The organism is Sphingorhabdus rigui, assembly GCF_014196595.1.
GTDB lineage: Bacteria > Pseudomonadota > Alphaproteobacteria > Sphingomonadales > Sphingomonadaceae > Sphingorhabdus_B > Sphingorhabdus_B rigui.
Window position 1 is genome coordinate 1,505,727 of sequence record NZ_JACIEA010000001.1, and the last position, 16,079, is coordinate 1,521,805.

Below are 16,079 nucleotides of genomic sequence, written 5' to 3' on the forward strand. Positions count from 1 at the left end.
TAGCAAAAATGACCAATCCGGGTGGACCTCAACTTTTGGGCATGGACGCCGTATGGGTCGCGACATTTCTCTCCGTCGTGGCGTGCATGGCGGTCATAATTGCCATATACTCGGCAGCCACCGTCCGCGACCCCATGGGCAAGCGCGTGAAGGCATTGAACGAGCGTCGGGAGCAGCTAAAAGCCGGCATCACCGCGACAACATCGAAAAAGCGCGCCAAGCTTGTCCGCAAGACCGAAACTACGGACAGAATGCGCCAGCTACTGTCAAAGCTTCAGGTTTTGCAGGAAGATCAGGTCAAGGCTATCCAGCAACGGCTCGCACAAGCGGGCATCCGCCGTAAAGAACTCGCCGTGACCGTTATCTTTAGCCGCATGGTGCTGCCGATCATTTTCGGTGGTGGAGTCGGCCTTTGGATTTATGTTCTGGGCGGCGTGCCCGACTGGAGCGCGATGAAGAAATTTGGTGCGTTCGCAGCGGCGACGATTTTGAGTTACAAGGCCGCTGACCTTTACCTGACGAACTTGGTGACGAAACGCACCGATGCCATCCGCAAAGGTCTTCCCGACGCGCTCGACTTGCTCGTCATTTGCGCAGAGGCTGGCTTGACCGTCGATACCGCGTTCAACCGCGTGGCAAAGGAGCTGGGCCGGGGCTATCCCGAATTGGGCGATGAATTTGCGCTCACCGCAATTGAGCTGGGTTTTTTAACCGAACGCCGCACCGCGTTCGAAAATCTGGCGTACCGTGTCAATTTGGACTCGATCCGGGGCGTTGTCACAACCATGATTCAGACCGAAAAATATGGTACGCCATTGGCATCGGCATTGCGCGTATTGTCTGCCGAATTCCGGAACGACCGCATGATGCGCGCCGAAGAAAAAGCCGCACGTTTGCCCGCTATTATGACGGTGCCGCTGATCCTTTTCATTCTTCCGACGCTGTTCATCGTTATCATAGGGCCAGCCGCCTGCAGACTTGGCGACGCGTTTTCGAAACAGTGAACGGGGCGGCGTGGCGCCGTCCCCTTCAGCCCAAGCGAACGGTCTGTTCGATGGCACCGAATATACTGTGACCAGCGTCGTCGCGGACTTCGATGCGGACAATGTCCCCATCTTGCAAGAATGGCGTGGTCATTTCGCCCGTCGCGATTTTTTCGACCATGCGCACTTCGGCAAGACAGCTGTAGCCAAGCCCGCCGTCGGCGACGGGACGACCAGGGCCACCATCGGCATCGCGGTTGGACACTGTGCCTGAACCGATAATCGACCCTGCCCCCAAATTGCGCGTCTTTGCCAGATGCGCAATCAAGACACCGAAATCGAATGTGCAGTCATCCGACGCCACGGCCCGGCCAAATGGCGCGCCGTTCAGATCGACATTCAATGTCCGGTGCAGCTTACCGCCCTGCCAATAGGCCCCAAGGCTGTCAGGCGTTACAAACACCGGCGACAAAGCGCTGGCGGGTTTAGACTGCACAAAGCCAAAGCCTTTTTCCAGTTCGGCAGGGATCAGATTGCGCAGCGACACGTCGTTCACAAGTCCAACAAGCTTGATATGCGCCAGTGCGTCTGCCGCCTGCGTGCCCTTTGGCACATCGCCGGTGACGACAACGATTTCGGCCTCCAAATCGCAACCCCATGCCGGATCAGCGAGCAGGATATCATCGCGCGCACCCATAAATTCGTCGGACCCGCCCTGATACATCAACGGATCATGCCAAAAGCTTTCGGGCAAGGCCGCGCCGCGCGCCTTTCGGACCAGTTCGACATGATTGACATAGGCCGAACCGTCGGCCCACTGATATGCGCGCGGCAGCGGGGCGGCGGCGTCATGTTCGTGGAAGCGTTCGCGCGGAATGACGGCATGTTCCAGATCGGTCGCCAATGCCTCAAGCCGCGGCGCAATATGGTCCCAGTCATCCAGCGCGGCCTGCAATGTCGGCGCGATATGCGCTGCGTCGGCGTACCAAGCGAGATCATTGGAAACGACAACAAGATGACCGTCACGACCCGACTTTAATGATGCAAGTTTCATAATCGCTCTCCTGCTTTTGACCATCATGCAACGATATTACTGTTGCGGCAACCGCGCCTGTGCGTTTAGACATAGGCGCATGGGATTGGGGCTCGCCAAAATGCGAATGTTTCAAGCAAGTGCCTTGGCGCTTTCCCTGTTTGTCTCCGGATCAGCGTTCAGCCAGCAGCAGACCTTTAGCACCGCCGAGGCCGGGAAAAATGGCTGGGCGATGGAGCAAAACCGTTCTGCCAGCTGGTATCTGTCGCAACACACGCGCCTTACCACCGCGATAGCCAGCTTGCAGCCACAAAAGCCCGGTGTCGTCGATGCCTATGTCGTCTCGATTGGGCTCGACTCCGACGCCGTGTTCGGACGGGAATCGGCTGAAGCGGCAAAGGTTCTCGCGCGCCGCTATGGCGCAACGGGCAAAACGCTTTTCCTCGCCGCTGGCGCCGACGATGCGCCATCGGGCGCGCCGCAGGGTTCGCCATCCAATCTGGCGGTCGCGCTGGCCGCGGTTGCAGGCAAAATGGATCTAAAGGAAGACGTGCTGATTTTATTCGCCACCAGCCATGGCGACCCCGTTTCGGGACTTGCCTATCGTGACGGGAACGATGGCGTCGGCATGATTGCGCCGCAGCGATTGTCCGCGCTGCTTGATGGCGTGGGCATTCACCGCCGCATGGTGCTGCTCTCCGCTTGCTATTCAGGGATATTCATTCCGTTGCTGACCAATGATCAGACCGTCATTGTGACCGCGGCATCGTCGCAACGCACATCGTTCGGCTGCGCACCGGGCAATGACTGGACCTTTTTCGGCGACGCTTTGGTGAACAATGGCTTACGCAAGCCGCAGAAATTTGATGATGCGGTTGCCGAGGCGGTTCAGCTGATTTCCCGATGGGAAAATATGTTGAAGCTTATGCCGTCCCGGCCACAGGTCTTTGTAGGCGAGAATGCGCATGTCTGGCTTGATGCGCTGGAAGTCAAAATGCCCAAGACCGAAACCCCGAAAATGGGCCGGCCCGCAATCTCCGCCGATTACGAGCCTGCGAGCGACGCTAACCCAACTCGATGACGCGTGCGCGTAACTGCGCGAGCATTACCTCCAACTGCTTCGCTTCCCCGCTGCCCAATATCTTCTCAAGCTCGGCCTCCAACTGCAGCGCTTCGGGCACGATTTGGTCATAGAGGCTGCGGCCCGCGGCCGTCAGGGCCAAATGGTGTGACCGCCCGTCGCTGCTATTCGGCACGCGGCTTACGAGCGCGCGTTCCTCCAGCATTTTGCACGCACGGTTGACCGTCACCTTGTCCATTGCCGTGGCCGCCACCAACTCGCGCTGCGTTGCGACCTCTGCCTCCCCCAAAAGCGCCATCACCCGCCATTCGGGCACCTTAAGCGCAAATTTGCCGCGATATGCGCGCGCGATCAGGTCACTGACCGCGTTTGAGGTAATCGACAATTGATAGGGAAGGAAAGCGCTGAGCTTTAGGGTCTTTTGTGGCATAAAATTCACTCTGTTGTGGCTTGCACCGCGTGTTTGTCAGTCGGGTTTCACCTGATCCGGATGGGCAGCGATGAACGCAGGCAACGCCGTCAGCGCCGCATCAATCCGCGATAATTTGGGGAACCGGTCAAATGGGGTGTCCACCCGCCGCGCATTTGCCATTTGCGGGACAAGGCAGACATCGGCAAGGTTCGGCACGTCACCACCAAATAATCCATCGTCGGGCGCCATATTCTCAAGCGCCGTGAACCCTTCGATAATCCAGTGCCGGTACCAATTATCAACGGCCTCCTGCGACTGCCCCATTTCATCCTTCAAATAACGCAGCACGCGCAGATTATCGATCGGGTGAATATCTGCCGCGATAATCAGCGCCTGCGCCAATGTTTTGGCACGATCCGCAGGGTTGGACGATACCATCGCCGGTTCGGGATATTTGGCATCGAGATAATCGATGATCGCAAGGCTTTGCGTCAGATCATGGCCATCGATCGACAGCATGGGAACAAAGCCTTGCGGATTGCGCGCGACATAGGCCGGTGCCTTTTGTTCATTTTCCAGCAGGCTTGTCGGCACGCGTGTGTAAGGCACATTTTTGAGATTGAGGACGATGCGCACCCGGTAACTTGCCGAGGAACGCCAATAGTCGAACAGGGTGATCGCATTCATGACCCAGCAATTAGCATGGCGTTAGTAAAAGGCAAAAGCATTGCAGAGCGGCCTGCGCTTGCATATGTCTGGCGCAGCTAAAAAGGACCAAAGATGACCGACGTGAAAAAATGGATGACCGCCGCTGGATTATTGATGCTGCCCTTATCGGCACAGGCCGCTTCGCCCATTACAGGTCGATGGGTCACGCAAAGCAAGGACGGCGTAGTCGAAGTCTATCCCTGCGGCGAGCATATATGCGGCAAGCTGTCCAAATTCCTTGTGAACCCGCCAGCTGGTCCCGGCGCGAAAGACATCAATAATCCCGACAAGGCGCTGCGCAGCCGGACAATCTTGGGCATGAATGTTTTGACAGGTTTCAAAGCCGCTGGCGATGAATGGAAAGGCCAGATTTACGATCCCAAATCGGGCAAAACCTATCGATCAATTGTCTATAAAGGCAAATCGGGCAATCTGGTCGTCAAAGGATGCATTGGGCCATTTTGTCAGGCACAAACATGGACACCGGCGCGTTAAATACGAACGCACCGGACGCGGATATTAAGACCGCAATTTCCAGCCCGACCGCAGCAGCAAATAGCAGATAGTGCCAAGCACTATGTTCAGCGCAAGCAGCAACAGCGCGCCAAAAACCACGGGGCTGTCCGCCGCACCGATGAAGCCATAACGGAAACCCGAAATTGCATAGAAGAACGGGTTGGCGTGGCTAATCGCCTGAAATGTCGGTGCAAGCTTATCAACCGAATAGAACGTACCCGACAGCAACGCCGCTGGTGCAACAACGAAGTTACTGACTGCCGCGGCATGGTCGAATTTCTCCGCCCAGATTGATGTCATAACGCCAATGAGCGCCAGCATCATGGAACCCATCAGGCCAAACCACAATACGGCCCACATATGCGAAGGGGTGACATTCACGCCAGGCCACAAAACCATCGCAAGCCAGATTGTGCCGCCCACCAGAAACGCGCGTGTCACCGCAGCAAATGTCAGCGCGGCCAAAACCTCTGCATTGGACAAGGGCGGCATCAGATAATCAACAATGGTGCCCTGAATTTTACCGACCAGCAAAGAGAAGCTGGAATTGGCAAAGGCATTTTGCATCATACCCATGATGATGAGGCCAGGTGCGATGAAATCCGCAAAGGAAACACCCAGAACCTGTGGCTTAACGCTTCCCAAAGCCACGGTGAAAATAATCAGATACAATAAGGTCGTGATGGCCGGAGCCCATACCGTTTGCAGCTGCACCTTAAAGAAGCGGCGTACTTCTTTCATATACAGGGTTTGAAGCCCAACCCAGTTTACGTTGCGGATATGCCGTTCGCCGTCGGGCAGTTGCACAACGGGGTTCGCGTCCCTATCTGGGCCATGAGCGCTTTTATGGTGGATAGTCATCGCGCAATCGACTATCGGCTTGCAGGCTTAACCGCAAGGCGCAAATGCGCCGCGACTGCGGTATGACACATTAGATATTGGGAAAGTTTCTATGTCCTGGACCGACCAGCGGATTGATCAGTTAAAAGCGCTTTGGGAAAAAGGCCTGACAGCAAGCCAGATTGCCGAAGAACTTGGTGGTGTTAGCCGCAATGCCGTTATCGGCAAGGCCCATCGCTTGGGACTAAAATCGCGCCCGTCGCCTGTGAAAGCCAACGATACGGACAAAAAAGCCGCGCCGAAAAAGCCCGCGGCTGCAGCGCCTGCAAAGGCGCCGGCCCCCGCTACACCTGTGCGCCCCCGCGCCGCTGCGCCGGTAGCTGAGCCTATCGCGCCAGCGCGCGCAGATGATGACGCAGCTGAAGCACCTGTCCCGCGCGCATCGTCGATGCCACGTGTTGTATCGATCGGACCTGGCGGTTTCATGCGTCAAGGCCCCGGCGATCAGCAAGCACCCATTCCGCCAGCACCGCCACGCCGCCTTGTGCCGGCAAAGCCAAGCCCCGAAATGGCGGACAAAACGTCGTTGCTGGATTTGAACGAGCGCATTTGCCGTTGGCCCTTGGGCCACCCCGGTGAAGCCGATTTCCATTTCTGCGGCGTCCCGGTAAACCCCGGCTTTCCGTACTGCGTCGAACATTGCGGCCGTGCCTATCAGGCGCAGCTTCCACGCGGTGTGCGCCGTCCTCCGCCACCAATGCCGTTCGGCGGACCACGCGTCCGCTAAACGCGGCAGAAATATCCACAGACGATTGTCAAAGCGTTGCGCTGGTGCTTGCACCGGCGACTCTCCCGCGCCTATAGCAGTGTCATGACCGATGACCTGTTTGGCGGGAGCGCGGCAGCAACTGCCGCATCCAATGATTATACTGCTTCTGCAATTGAAGTGCTGGAGGGGCTTGAGCCGGTTCGCCGTCGCCCGGGCATGTATATTGGCGGCATCGACGAACGCGCCTTGCACCATCTCGCGTCCGAAGTGCTCGACAACTCGATGGACGAAGCCGTCGCCGGCCATGCCAGCCGTATTGAGGTGCATTTGGGCGTTGGCAACCGGCTGACCATCACCGACAATGGCCGTGGTATTCCGGTTGATCCCCATCCGAAATTTCCGGACAAATCGGCGCTTGAGGTCATTCTGACGACCTTGCACTCCGGCGGTAAGTTCACGGACAAGGCCTATGCGACATCCGGCGGCTTGCACGGCGTCGGCGTGTCTGTCGTCAACGCCCTGTCGACCGATACCGTTGTCGAAGTTGCCCGCAACAAGCAATTATATCGCCAACGTTTCGCGCAAGGCCATCCGGTCGGTAAGCTGGAAGAGCTTGGCCCCACCCCAAACCGGCGCGGAACCACCATTGCCTTCACGCCTGACCCTGAAATTTTCGGCGCGGATGCGAAGTTCAAACCCGCGCGCCTGTTCAAGCTTGCCCGGTCAAAGGCGTATTTGTTCGCTGGCGTCGAAATTCGCTGGCGGTGCGACGCGGAACTGGCAAGCGCAGATGTCCCTGCCGAAGCCGTGTTCCAATTCCCCGGTGGCTTGTCCGACCATTTGCGCGAACAGCTTGGCACCCGCGCCTGCGCGACCACAGAGTTTTTCTCTGGCACGCAAGATTTCCCCGATGCGCAAGGCCGCGTCGAATGGGCGATTTCGTGGCCGCTCTATTCCGACGGATCATATAGCTGGTATTGTAACACTATTCCCACCCCCGATGGCGGCACCCATGAAGCGGGCGTGCGCGCTGCGCTGACCAAGGGATTGCGCGCTTTTGGCGAATTGATTGGCCAGAAAAAAGCGGCGCAGATATCGGCGGAAGACATTTTCAACGAAGCCGAATTGATGTTGTCGGTGTTCATCCGCAACCCGCAATTCCAAAGCCAGACCAAAGACCGGCTGACCTCACCCGAAGCAACGCGCTTGGTGGAAAACGCCGTGCGCGACCATTTCGACCATTATCTTGCCGACAATATGGAACGCGGCAAGGCGTTGATGGGCTTCATCTTGGAAAAGGTCGACGACCGCCTGCGCCGCAAGGCAGAGCGTGAGGTCAAACGCAAAACCGCAACCTCAGGCCGCAAGGTCCGTCTGCCCGGCAAGCTGACCGATTGCGCATCGGATGACCCGACCGGCACCGAATTGTTCATCGTCGAAGGCGACAGCGCTGGCGGCAGCGCAAAGCAAGCCCGTGACCGAAAGACGCAAGCGATTTTGCCGATCCGGGGTAAAATCCTGAATGTGGCGTCGGCCACAGCAGACAAAATCCGCGCCAACAACGAAATCGCTGATCTTCAACTCGCGCTTGGCTGTGGCACGCGCAAGGACTGCAACCCCGACAATCTGCGCTATGAACGCATCATCATCATGACCGATGCGGATGTCGACGGCGCACATATTGCGACATTGTTGATGACATTCTTCTTTCAGGAAATGTCCGAAATCGTGAAGGCCGGACATCTGTTCCTCGCGCGGCCGCCGCTCTATCGCCTGACGCATGGCAGCCAAAGCGTATACGCCGCCGACGACGCGCACCGCGCCGAATTGGAAGCGACGGTTTTCAAGGGCAAGAAAGTCGACGTTGGCCGGTTTAAGGGCTTGGGTGAAATGAACCCGAACCAGTTGAAAGAAACGACGATGGACCCGGCGACCCGCTCGCTGATCCGCATTACTTTGCCGCATGAATATGAACGCCGCGCTGTCGTAAATGACCTCGTCGACCGCCTAATGGGCAAAAATCCGGAGCACCGGTTCAACTTCATTCAGGAAAATGCCGCGCAACTGGACGAGGACACGATTGACGCGTGATCGGGCGTGTTCGCTACCCAGCCGTCATCTTTAAGTTGCCGTTAAAGCCTCAACCAAGGCCTTGACCTTTTTCTGCCGCCATTGCGGCAAGGGTGCGACCAGCCAATAGGCTTCTTCGCTTTCCTTGGCATTGTCGACCGCGCGTATTTTTCCGCTCGCCAAATCGGCTTCGGCCAAAAGCAGTGGTACGGTGGCCCTGCCCAGTCCAATGGCAGCCGCGTCAATCGCAAGGCCCGCGTCGGCAAGCCGAAGCGCAGCCACGCCGTCGGCCACAGGGCAATTGGGCCAGCTAATCGGCGTTTCCGCCCCGCCTTCGGGTGCAGCGACGGTCACATGCGCGCCAGCGGCTAGCTTGACGCCTTCATGTTCGCCGGGGCCAGTGGCCAGCCGGATGGCAAGATCAAGATTGGCTTCGGTAAAATCGACAACCTCGTCCGCCGCCACCAAAGTGAAGCGCGTGTCGGGATTTGCCTTGCTGAATGTTGCCAACCGCGCGGCCAGCCATTTGGCGGTAAAATCGCGTGGCGCAGCGATGGTCAGCGAATTGGACGATTGCCCCGCCTGCATCGCGCGGACCGACTCTTCGAACTGCAAAAAGCCTGCCCGTAGCGCATCAAGGCCGTTTGTCGCCTCGTCCGTCAACTCAAGCCCCTTGGGCGTGCGGCGGAAGAGAACGACGCCTAACATATCTTCCAGCGCGCGGATCTGCTGGCCGACGGCCGCGGGCGTCACCGCAAGCTCGTCCGCCGCCTTGGTAAAGCTTAAATGCCGCGCCGAAGCGTCCAGCACGCGCAAACCATTTAAGGGCAGGTGCGTACGCTTCATCGGATGCTCAACGCGCCGAAGCCGGGGCGACCAGCGTAAACTGTGGAATTTCGGCAAGGAATGTCGAGCCATCTTCGCGGATGAACCGATATTGCCCCTCCATCGTGCCGGTGGGTGTCGGCAGTGGGCAGCCCGAGACATAATCATGGCTCTCGCCGGGCTTTAGCAAGGGCTGTTCGCCGACCACGCCATCGCCATCGACATGGTTGATTGTGCCGCGACCGTCGGTGATGCGCCAGTGCCGCGTCATCAATTGCACCGGTTCATCGCCGCCATTTTCGATGCGGATATGATAGGACCAAAACCAGCGGCCTTGCGCGGGGACCGATTGTTCGTGCAGAAAATTGGGTGACACGCGGACGGTCACGCCCTCGGTCGTTGCGCTGACCGCAAAAAAGGAATCGAGGATGCTCGTCACAGTCCCGCGGCCCTGAGCGCCTGATCCAGATCGTCGATTAGATCGGCGGGATCTTCCAAGCCAACATTGATGCGGATCATCCCTTCGCCAACGCCCATGGCTTCGCGGCCTTCGGGGCCCATGCCGTGATGGGTGGAGGATGCGGGGTGGCACATCAGGCTGCGCGCATCGCCGATATTGTTCGAAATATCGATCAGCTGCAGCGCATTGAGCAAGGCGTGCGCCTGCTTACGGCCACCATCGACTTCAAATGCAAAAATCGGCCCGCAGGCTTTCATCTGGCGCATCGCCAGTTCATGCTGCGGGTGGCTGGCAAGGCCGGGATGCATGATATGCGGCACGCGGCCTTCCAAGAATTTACCGACCGCAAGCGCATTTTCCGACTGCCGCATGGCGCGCAGTTCCAGCGTTTCCAAACCCTTGTGCACAACCCAGGCGTTGAATGGCGACAAATTAGGTCCGGTGTTGCGCTGAAACGGCAACAGCACGTCATCAATCCATTGTTGCGAACCACAAACCGCACCGGCAAGCACGCGTCCCTGCCCGTCCATCAGCTTCGTTGCGCTATAGGCGACAACATCTGCGCCATAATCCATCGGCCGTTGCAACACGCTGGTGGCAAAGGCGTTGTCGACCACCGTGGTGATGCCATGTTCTTTGGCGAGGCCGCAGACATAGGCCATGTCGACAATGTCCATCGTCGGGTTGGCGGGTGTTTCAAAGAAGAACACTTTGGTGTTCGGCTTAATCGCGGCTTTCCATGCATCATTGTCGCGGCTGTCGATCGTGGTCGTGCTGATGCCCCATTTGGGCAGCAACGTGTCCGTCAGCCAGCGGCACGAACCAAAAGCTGCGCGCGCAGCGACCACATGGTCACCTTGCGACAATTGGCACAACAACGCCGTCGTCATCGCCGCCATGCCCGTGGCTTGCGCGCGGCATGCCTCAGCCCCTTCCATCAGCGCAATGCGTTCCTCCAGCATTTGCACCGTCGGGTTTTGCAACCGCGAATAGGTCATGCCGTCCTGCTCACCCGCAAAACGGGCCGCTACGGTTTCCGCATCATCATAGGTAAAGCCAGACGAGAGGAACAACGCCTCCGACGTCTCACCATGTTCGCTACGCCATGTGCCACCACGCACTGCCTGAGTGGCAGGACGCCAATGCCGGGTGATTTCGCGATTCTGGCCAGTGGTTTTCTTCATAAGTTCGCTTTTCGGAGAGTGTAGGGTTCAGGTCAAGGCAGCAAGCACGGCGTCGCCCATTTCGCTGGTGGACATCGTCCCACCAAGATCGGGCGAACGGGCACCAGCGGCGAGTGCTTTGGCGACCGCCGCGTCAATGCGGTCGGCAATCGCGGGCATGTTGAGCGAGTAACGCAGCATCATTGCGGCGGACAAGATTGTCGCCAGCGGGTTGGCCTTGCCCTGTCCCGCAATATCGGGCGCACTGCCGTGGATGGGCTCATACAGGCCCTTCTGGTTGCTATCGAGCGAGGCGCTGGGCAGCATACCAATCGATCCGGCACACATGCTCGCCTGATCGGACAGGATATCGCCAAACAAATTGCCGGTGACGATCACGTCAAACTGGCCAGGGTTGCGCACCAGCTGCATCGCACAATTGTCGACATACATATGGCTGAGCGCCACTTCGGGATATTCGGCATGGGTTTCAATCACCACATCGCGCCACAGTTGCGAGGTTTCGAGCACATTGGCCTTGTCCACCGAGCATAATTTCTTGCCGCGGGCCATCGCGGTTTCAAAGCCGACCCGGGCAATGCGGCGCACTTCGTCCTCATTATAGGACATGATGTCATAGCCTTCGCGCTTGCCATCCGCGGTTTTGCGCATGCCCTTTTCGCCGAAATACACATCACCATTCAATTCGCGCACAATGATCATGTCGATCTGTGTGGCGACTTCGGGACGAAGCGCGCTGGCATCCGCCAGTTCGGGAAACAAGGTCGCGGGCCGCAAATTGGCAAATAAGGACAGTTCCTTGCGCAGCCCCAATATCGCCTGTTCGGGCCGCAAGTGCCGTTCCAACGCATCGCAATCGGGGTCGCCCACTGCGCCAAACAATATCGCGTCAGCGCGCTTTGCAAGGTCCAGCGTTTCGGGGGGCAGCGGATGGCCGGTGGCCTTATAGGCCGCGCCGCCAACCAGTGCCTCTTCGAAGGTCAGTCCGTCAATCGCCAACGCGTCCAATACGCGACGTGCTTGGGTGATGACTTCGGGACCAATTCCGTCCCCGGGTAATAAGGCAACTAACAAGGCGGCATTCCTCAAAAGAAACCGTAGTGCTGAGCCTGTCGAAGCACGCCTGTCGATATGGCGATGCCTTTAAGCGCCCTTCGACAGGCTCAGGGCTACGGTGTTGAATTCATGCCTCCCCTGCCAAGTGCAGCGCGGTTATGCAACTGCCCTTTTCAGGCGTTCCACCAACCGTTCGCGCGCGGCCATGACATCGGCGCGGCGGTCGCCCAGAACATGCGCGACCAAACGCTTGCGGTTTTGCGCCATCATCACCACCGGCGCGCTGTCTGCGTCATGTTCTTCGGCATAGCCAAGTTCGGCCAGCAACAAGGTTTCATATTGCGCAATCGCACCCGCCCAAACCCGTGCGGCAGGCGCCAGCTCAATCGCGGACAACAACCCGTCACACGCGCTGTACACGCGGGGGTATGGCACGCCTTCGGCCAGCGTTGCCGCGGTCAGCGCGGTGACCCAATCAATCGCCGCAATCGCCAGCGGTTCGCCCAACAAATGCGCGCGGCTGTGCAGGGGTTCAGGCGTCAGGCGCGCCAACTGCCCCGTTATGCGTGTGCGCCATGCGCCGGTGATGACATTGCCGGGGATCAGCACAGGCCGCAATTGCCGCCCCCGCGCGCCTTGCACATAGCCCGCAAGCATGCCGTAATCTTCGGAAAACGCGCGCACGATGGCGCCGGTTTCGCCGTGATTACGGACTGCACAAATGATCGCGGATGCCGTTATGTCCATGCGCCCTCATGCCAACACTGCGGCATGAGGGGAAGCGCTATCCTGCGTCGCTGTGTTCGCCGCTGATCATGAACAACGTCACGCCTGCATATTTTTCGGCGCCGGCTTCGAATAAAGGGTCAATTTCGAACACTTGTTCGGTCAGCTTCAAATCATTGAGGCCAAGCAAATGAAACGCGCCCAGCTTTTTCTCACGCGGCGGCTCTCCATGCTTTTCCAGCGTAATGGCGTCGATAAACAGCGCGTTGTTCTTGGAATAGAGCACGTGCGGGGCAAGCTTCATCGCCACATTATTATAGGTGGCGGTCACACATTTTTTGAGCGCGATAGCCTCAAGCAGCAATTGGTTGGTCGTCATCGGCTTAGATTATCCAACCAACCGGCGCGCGCAAGTATAAATTGTGCGGTGCAGCATTTTCATCAATGCGCTTGCTTGGCGTGTCCGGCGATCAAATCCAATATGCGGCCAACTTGCGAGGGCGGCAGATCATGCGCCATGTCGTCGATAATCTCCAGCCGCGCGCCGGGGATGTGGCGGGCGATATCCTCGCTGCCTTCTTTGGGCACAAGCGGGTCCGCACCGCCATGGACAACAAGGGTGGGCACCTTAATTGTCTTGAGCCGGTCAACGCGGCTGCCATCGGCGATGATCGCCAGCAACTGCCGCCGCGTGCCGACCGGATAATAGCCCCGGTCGAACGCTTTGGCGGCCATTTCGGCGTGGGCATTTTCTGGGCGCGCTGGATCGGGGAAGGAAAACGCATTGACCAGCTCGGCTCCGAACGCGACAGCCTCCTCTCGGCTGGCGTCTGGCGGGCGCTTGACCATGAATTGGCGCTGGATATCGGGGCGCGCGCCGGGAAGCCCAGCCTTACCACTCGACGACATGATCGAGGTCATGCTCAACGTCCGTTCGGGGTAGTTGGCTGCCATCAATTGGACGATCATCCCGCCCATCGACGCGCCGACCACATGCGCCTTGTCGATGCCCAGCGCATCCAGCAGTCCAATGCCGTCTGCCGCCATGTCACCCAGCGTGTACGGAACGCGCACCGGCAGCCCTATTCGCGCCTTGAACATCGTCCAGACCAGATGGGGCGTCTTTGCCCCCTCCATCCGCTGTGACAGGCCAACGTCGCGATTGTCATAATGGATGACGCGGTAGCCCTTGCTGACAAGGCCGTGAATGAACTCGTCGGGCCACGCAATCATCTGCGCACCAAGACCCATGACGAGCAGGATGACCGGACCATCGGCTGGGCCGTTTTCCTCATAATATATGTCGATATTATTGGCGCGGATATTTGGCATGATGTTCTCCCCTACCCGCCATTCTAATCAGCTGCTTGCCAACTGCAAGGCCACATCATCCGCCCGCATGGTAGAAATCATACACCGTCTGCGCCACGGCGGCGGACACCCCCGGCGCTTTCTGCAAATCTTCAAGGCTGGCATTGCGCACGGCGCGCGCGGTGCCGAAATGGAGCAATAAAGCCTTTTTCCGCGAAGGCCCGACGCCCGGCACTTCGTCCAGCGGGCTCACGGTTATCGCCTTGCTGCGCTTCGCACGGTGCGCGCCAATGGCGTAACGGTGCACCTCATCGCGCAGGCGCTGCAGGTAGAACAGGACCGGCGCGTTTACCGGCAAGGTCAATTCGCGTCCGTCGGGGAAGTGAAAAACTTCGCGGCCATCACGGCCATGATGTGGGCCTTTGGCAATGGCGATCAACGGCACGTCATCGACACCAATTTCCTCCAGCGCCGCCTTCACGCTGCTCATCTGCCCCTTGCCGCCGTCGATCAGCACAAGGTCAGGCCACTGCCCGCTATCGCGGTCGGGATCATCTTCCTGCGCGCGCGCAAAGCGGCGCTGGAACACCTCACGCATCATCGCAAAATCGTCGTCAGTCGCCGCCTGTTTGATGTTAAACTTGCGATACTGGCCCTTGATAAAGCCTTCGGGTCCGGCAACGACCATCGCGCCAAGCGCGTTCGTGCCCTGAATATGGCTATTGTCGTAAATCTCGATCCGGCGGGGCGGTTCGGGCAGTTCAAACAGGTCCGCCACCTCTTGCAGCAACTTGCCCTGCGTCGTGCTCTCTGCCAAGCGCCGGTCAAGCGCCTCTTCAGCATTGCGCGTGGCCTGTTTGACCAACCGCACGCGGTCGCCGCGCTGCGGCACGCTGATTTCAATCTTACGCTCGGCACGTTCGGACAATGCCTCAGCCAACAGATCGGCCTCGGTCAATTCGCGGTCGAGCAATATGCTTTTGGCGGGCGGCACATCTTCGTAAAATTGCGCAAGGAAGCTGGTGAACACCTCATCCTCGGTCATTTCCGCAACATGTGACGGAAAAAACGAACGATGCCCCCAATTTTGCCCGCCGCGGATGAAAAACGCCTGAATACCCATCACGCCATTACGGTGGGCCAAGGCAAAGATATCGGCATCGCCAACGCCTTGCGCGTTAATCGCCTGCGACCCTTGAATGAAGGTCAGCGCCTTCAACCGGTCGCGCAGCATGGCCGCACGTTCGAAATCGAGCGCCTCGGCCGCGCCCTCCATTTCCTTCGCCAGCTTTGCCTGCACGGCAGAAGATTTGCCGTCGAGGAAGGATTTGGCATCGGCAACCAGACCGTCATAGGACTGGTCATCAATCCGGCCAACGCATGGGGCGGAGCAGCGCTTGATTTGATACAACAGGCATGGCCGGTCGCGATTGTTGAAAAAGCTGTCCGAACAGCTGCGCAACAGAAACAGCTTTTGCAACGCATTCAGCGTCTGGTTGACCGATCCGGCGCTGGCAAAGGGGCCATAATAATGCCCCTTGTTCCGCCGTGCACCGCGATGTTTCTGGATACGCGGGAATTTATGATCCACCCGCAGCAGGATGAAGGGGAAGCTTTTGTCGTCACGCAGCAGCACATTATATGCCGGACGATAGCGTTTGATCAGCTGCGCCTCCAACAACAGCGCCTCCGCCTCGCTGTTAGTGGTCACAATCGTCATTGAACGGGTGAGCGCAACCATTCTGCGCAGGCGATTGGGCAAGCGGTCAATCTGCACATAATTGCTGACGCGGTTTTTGAGCGCACGCGCCTTGCCGACATATAATATTTCGCCGCGCGCATCGTGCATCCGGTACACGCCGGGTTTCAGCGGCAAGGTCTTCAGGACATTGCGGATGGCGGCAGTGCCGGTTTCCAGATCAGGTGTGTCCGCGCCACGCACGGCGTAGGTCGCCTGCTCCTCGTTAAAGCGAGAAGCCGCATTGGGTTGATCGGGGCGGTCGGCTTTGGACATGTCGGGGTGATGTAGGCAACGTCGGTGCGCTACACAATCTCATTCCCGCAAATGCGCGGCATGATTATATATCGGAAGCTGTGTTCCCGCC

The 16,079-nt window shown here is 58.4% G+C and carries 17 protein-coding genes; 5 read left to right on the top strand and 12 right to left on the bottom strand.

All coding sequences use genetic code 11. The features are described 5' to 3' along the window. The first annotated feature begins 8 nt into the window (after nt 1-8). Entirely contained in the window at nt 9-1,004 is a 996-nt protein-coding gene (locus GGR91_RS06915; protein WP_183941341.1) for a type II secretion system F family protein, read from the top strand. 25 nt (nt 1,005-1,029) lie between these two features. Here the strand turns inward: GGR91_RS06915 and GGR91_RS06920 are convergent, their stop codons facing one another. Continuing rightward, nucleotides 1,030-2,037 (bottom strand): fumarylacetoacetate hydrolase family protein, encoded by a 1,008-nt coding sequence (locus tag GGR91_RS06920; protein WP_183941342.1) that lies wholly within the window; start codon nt 2,035-2,037, stop codon nt 1,030-1,032. A gap of 100 nt (nt 2,038-2,137) precedes the next feature. Here GGR91_RS06920 and GGR91_RS06925 point away from each other — a divergent pair, with 100 nt between their 5' ends. Continuing rightward, nucleotides 2,138-3,097, top strand: coding sequence for a C13 family peptidase (locus tag GGR91_RS06925; protein WP_183941344.1), 960 nt, complete (start codon nt 2,138-2,140; stop codon nt 3,095-3,097). Here the strand turns inward: GGR91_RS06925 and GGR91_RS06930 are convergent. After that, nucleotides 3,081-3,527 (bottom strand): MarR family winged helix-turn-helix transcriptional regulator, encoded by a 447-nt coding sequence (locus tag GGR91_RS06930; protein WP_183941346.1) that lies wholly within the window; start codon nt 3,525-3,527, stop codon nt 3,081-3,083. The genes GGR91_RS06925 and GGR91_RS06930 overlap by 17 nt on opposite strands. 36 nt (nt 3,528-3,563) lie before the next feature. Further along, entirely contained in the window at nt 3,564-4,196 is a 633-nt protein-coding gene (gene maiA / locus GGR91_RS06935; RefSeq protein WP_183941348.1) for a maleylacetoacetate isomerase, read from the bottom strand. Nucleotides 4,197-4,289: 93 nt separating this feature from the next. On the opposite strand from maiA, the gene GGR91_RS06940 reads away from it, so the two are divergent. After that, a complete protein-coding gene (locus GGR91_RS06940; RefSeq protein WP_183941350.1) occupies nt 4,290-4,712 on the top strand; it encodes a DUF2147 domain-containing protein in 423 nt (140 codons plus the stop codon). Between the two features lie 24 nt (nt 4,713-4,736). On the opposite strand, the gene GGR91_RS06945 is transcribed toward GGR91_RS06940, so the two are convergent. After that, nucleotides 4,737-5,594, bottom strand: a complete 858-nt coding sequence (locus GGR91_RS06945; RefSeq protein ID WP_183941352.1) for an ABC transporter permease — start codon at nt 5,592-5,594, stop codon at nt 4,737-4,739. Nucleotides 5,595-5,685: 91 nt separating this feature from the next. Between GGR91_RS06945 and GGR91_RS06950 the strand changes: the two genes are divergently transcribed. Both GGR91_RS06950 and parE read left to right on the top strand, forming a co-directional pair. Continuing rightward, on the top strand, nt 5,686-6,360 hold the full coding sequence (locus tag GGR91_RS06950) for a GcrA family cell cycle regulator (protein WP_183941354.1): 675 nt from the start codon (nt 5,686-5,688) through the stop codon (nt 6,358-6,360). Between the two features lie 84 nt (nt 6,361-6,444). Continuing rightward, entirely contained in the window at nt 6,445-8,433 is a 1,989-nt protein-coding gene (parE, locus tag GGR91_RS06955; protein ID WP_183941356.1) for a DNA topoisomerase IV subunit B, read from the top strand. A gap of 30 nt (nt 8,434-8,463) precedes the next feature. Here parE and GGR91_RS06960 read toward each other — a convergent pair whose 3' ends face one another. The 8 genes from GGR91_RS06960 to uvrC all read right to left on the bottom strand — a co-directional run bounded on the left by GGR91_RS06960 (nt 8,464) and on the right by uvrC (nt 15,988). Further along, on the bottom strand, nt 8,464-9,258 hold the full coding sequence (locus tag GGR91_RS06960) for a LysR family transcriptional regulator (RefSeq protein WP_183941358.1): 795 nt from the start codon (nt 9,256-9,258) through the stop codon (nt 8,464-8,466). 7 nt (nt 9,259-9,265) lie between these two features. After that, nucleotides 9,266-9,676: a Co2+/Mg2+ efflux protein ApaG gene (gene apaG / locus GGR91_RS06965; RefSeq protein WP_322788776.1), complete on the bottom strand. Its 411-nt coding sequence runs from the start codon at nt 9,674-9,676 to the stop codon at nt 9,266-9,268. After that, nucleotides 9,673-10,881 carry a trans-sulfuration enzyme family protein gene (locus tag GGR91_RS06970; protein WP_183941360.1) on the bottom strand — a complete coding sequence of 403 codons (1,209 nt, stop codon included), beginning with the start codon at nt 10,879-10,881 and terminating at the stop codon, nt 9,673-9,675. The genes apaG and GGR91_RS06970 overlap by 4 nt, the downstream gene beginning before the upstream one ends. A gap of 27 nt (nt 10,882-10,908) precedes the next feature. Continuing rightward, the gene (gene leuB, locus GGR91_RS06975) at nt 10,909-11,955 is read right to left on the bottom strand and encodes a 3-isopropylmalate dehydrogenase (RefSeq protein WP_183941362.1); all 1,047 of its coding nucleotides are present in this window, start codon (nt 11,953-11,955) and stop codon (nt 10,909-10,911) included. 138 nt (nt 11,956-12,093) lie between these two features. Further along, a complete protein-coding gene (gene recO, locus GGR91_RS06980) occupies nt 12,094-12,684 on the bottom strand; it encodes a DNA repair protein RecO (RefSeq protein ID WP_183941364.1) in 591 nt (196 codons plus the stop codon). 37 nt (nt 12,685-12,721) lie between these two features. Next, nucleotides 12,722-13,042, bottom strand: coding sequence for a hypothetical protein (locus GGR91_RS06985; protein WP_183941366.1), 321 nt, complete (start codon nt 13,040-13,042; stop codon nt 12,722-12,724). Between the two features lie 62 nt (nt 13,043-13,104). Further along, entirely contained in the window at nt 13,105-13,995 is an 891-nt protein-coding gene (locus tag GGR91_RS06990) for an alpha/beta fold hydrolase (protein WP_183941368.1), read from the bottom strand. Nucleotides 13,996-14,050: 55 nt separating this feature from the next. Continuing rightward, a complete protein-coding gene (uvrC, locus tag GGR91_RS06995; protein WP_183941370.1) occupies nt 14,051-15,988 on the bottom strand; it encodes an excinuclease ABC subunit UvrC in 1,938 nt (645 codons plus the stop codon). Between the last annotated feature and the right edge of the window lie 91 nt (nt 15,989-16,079).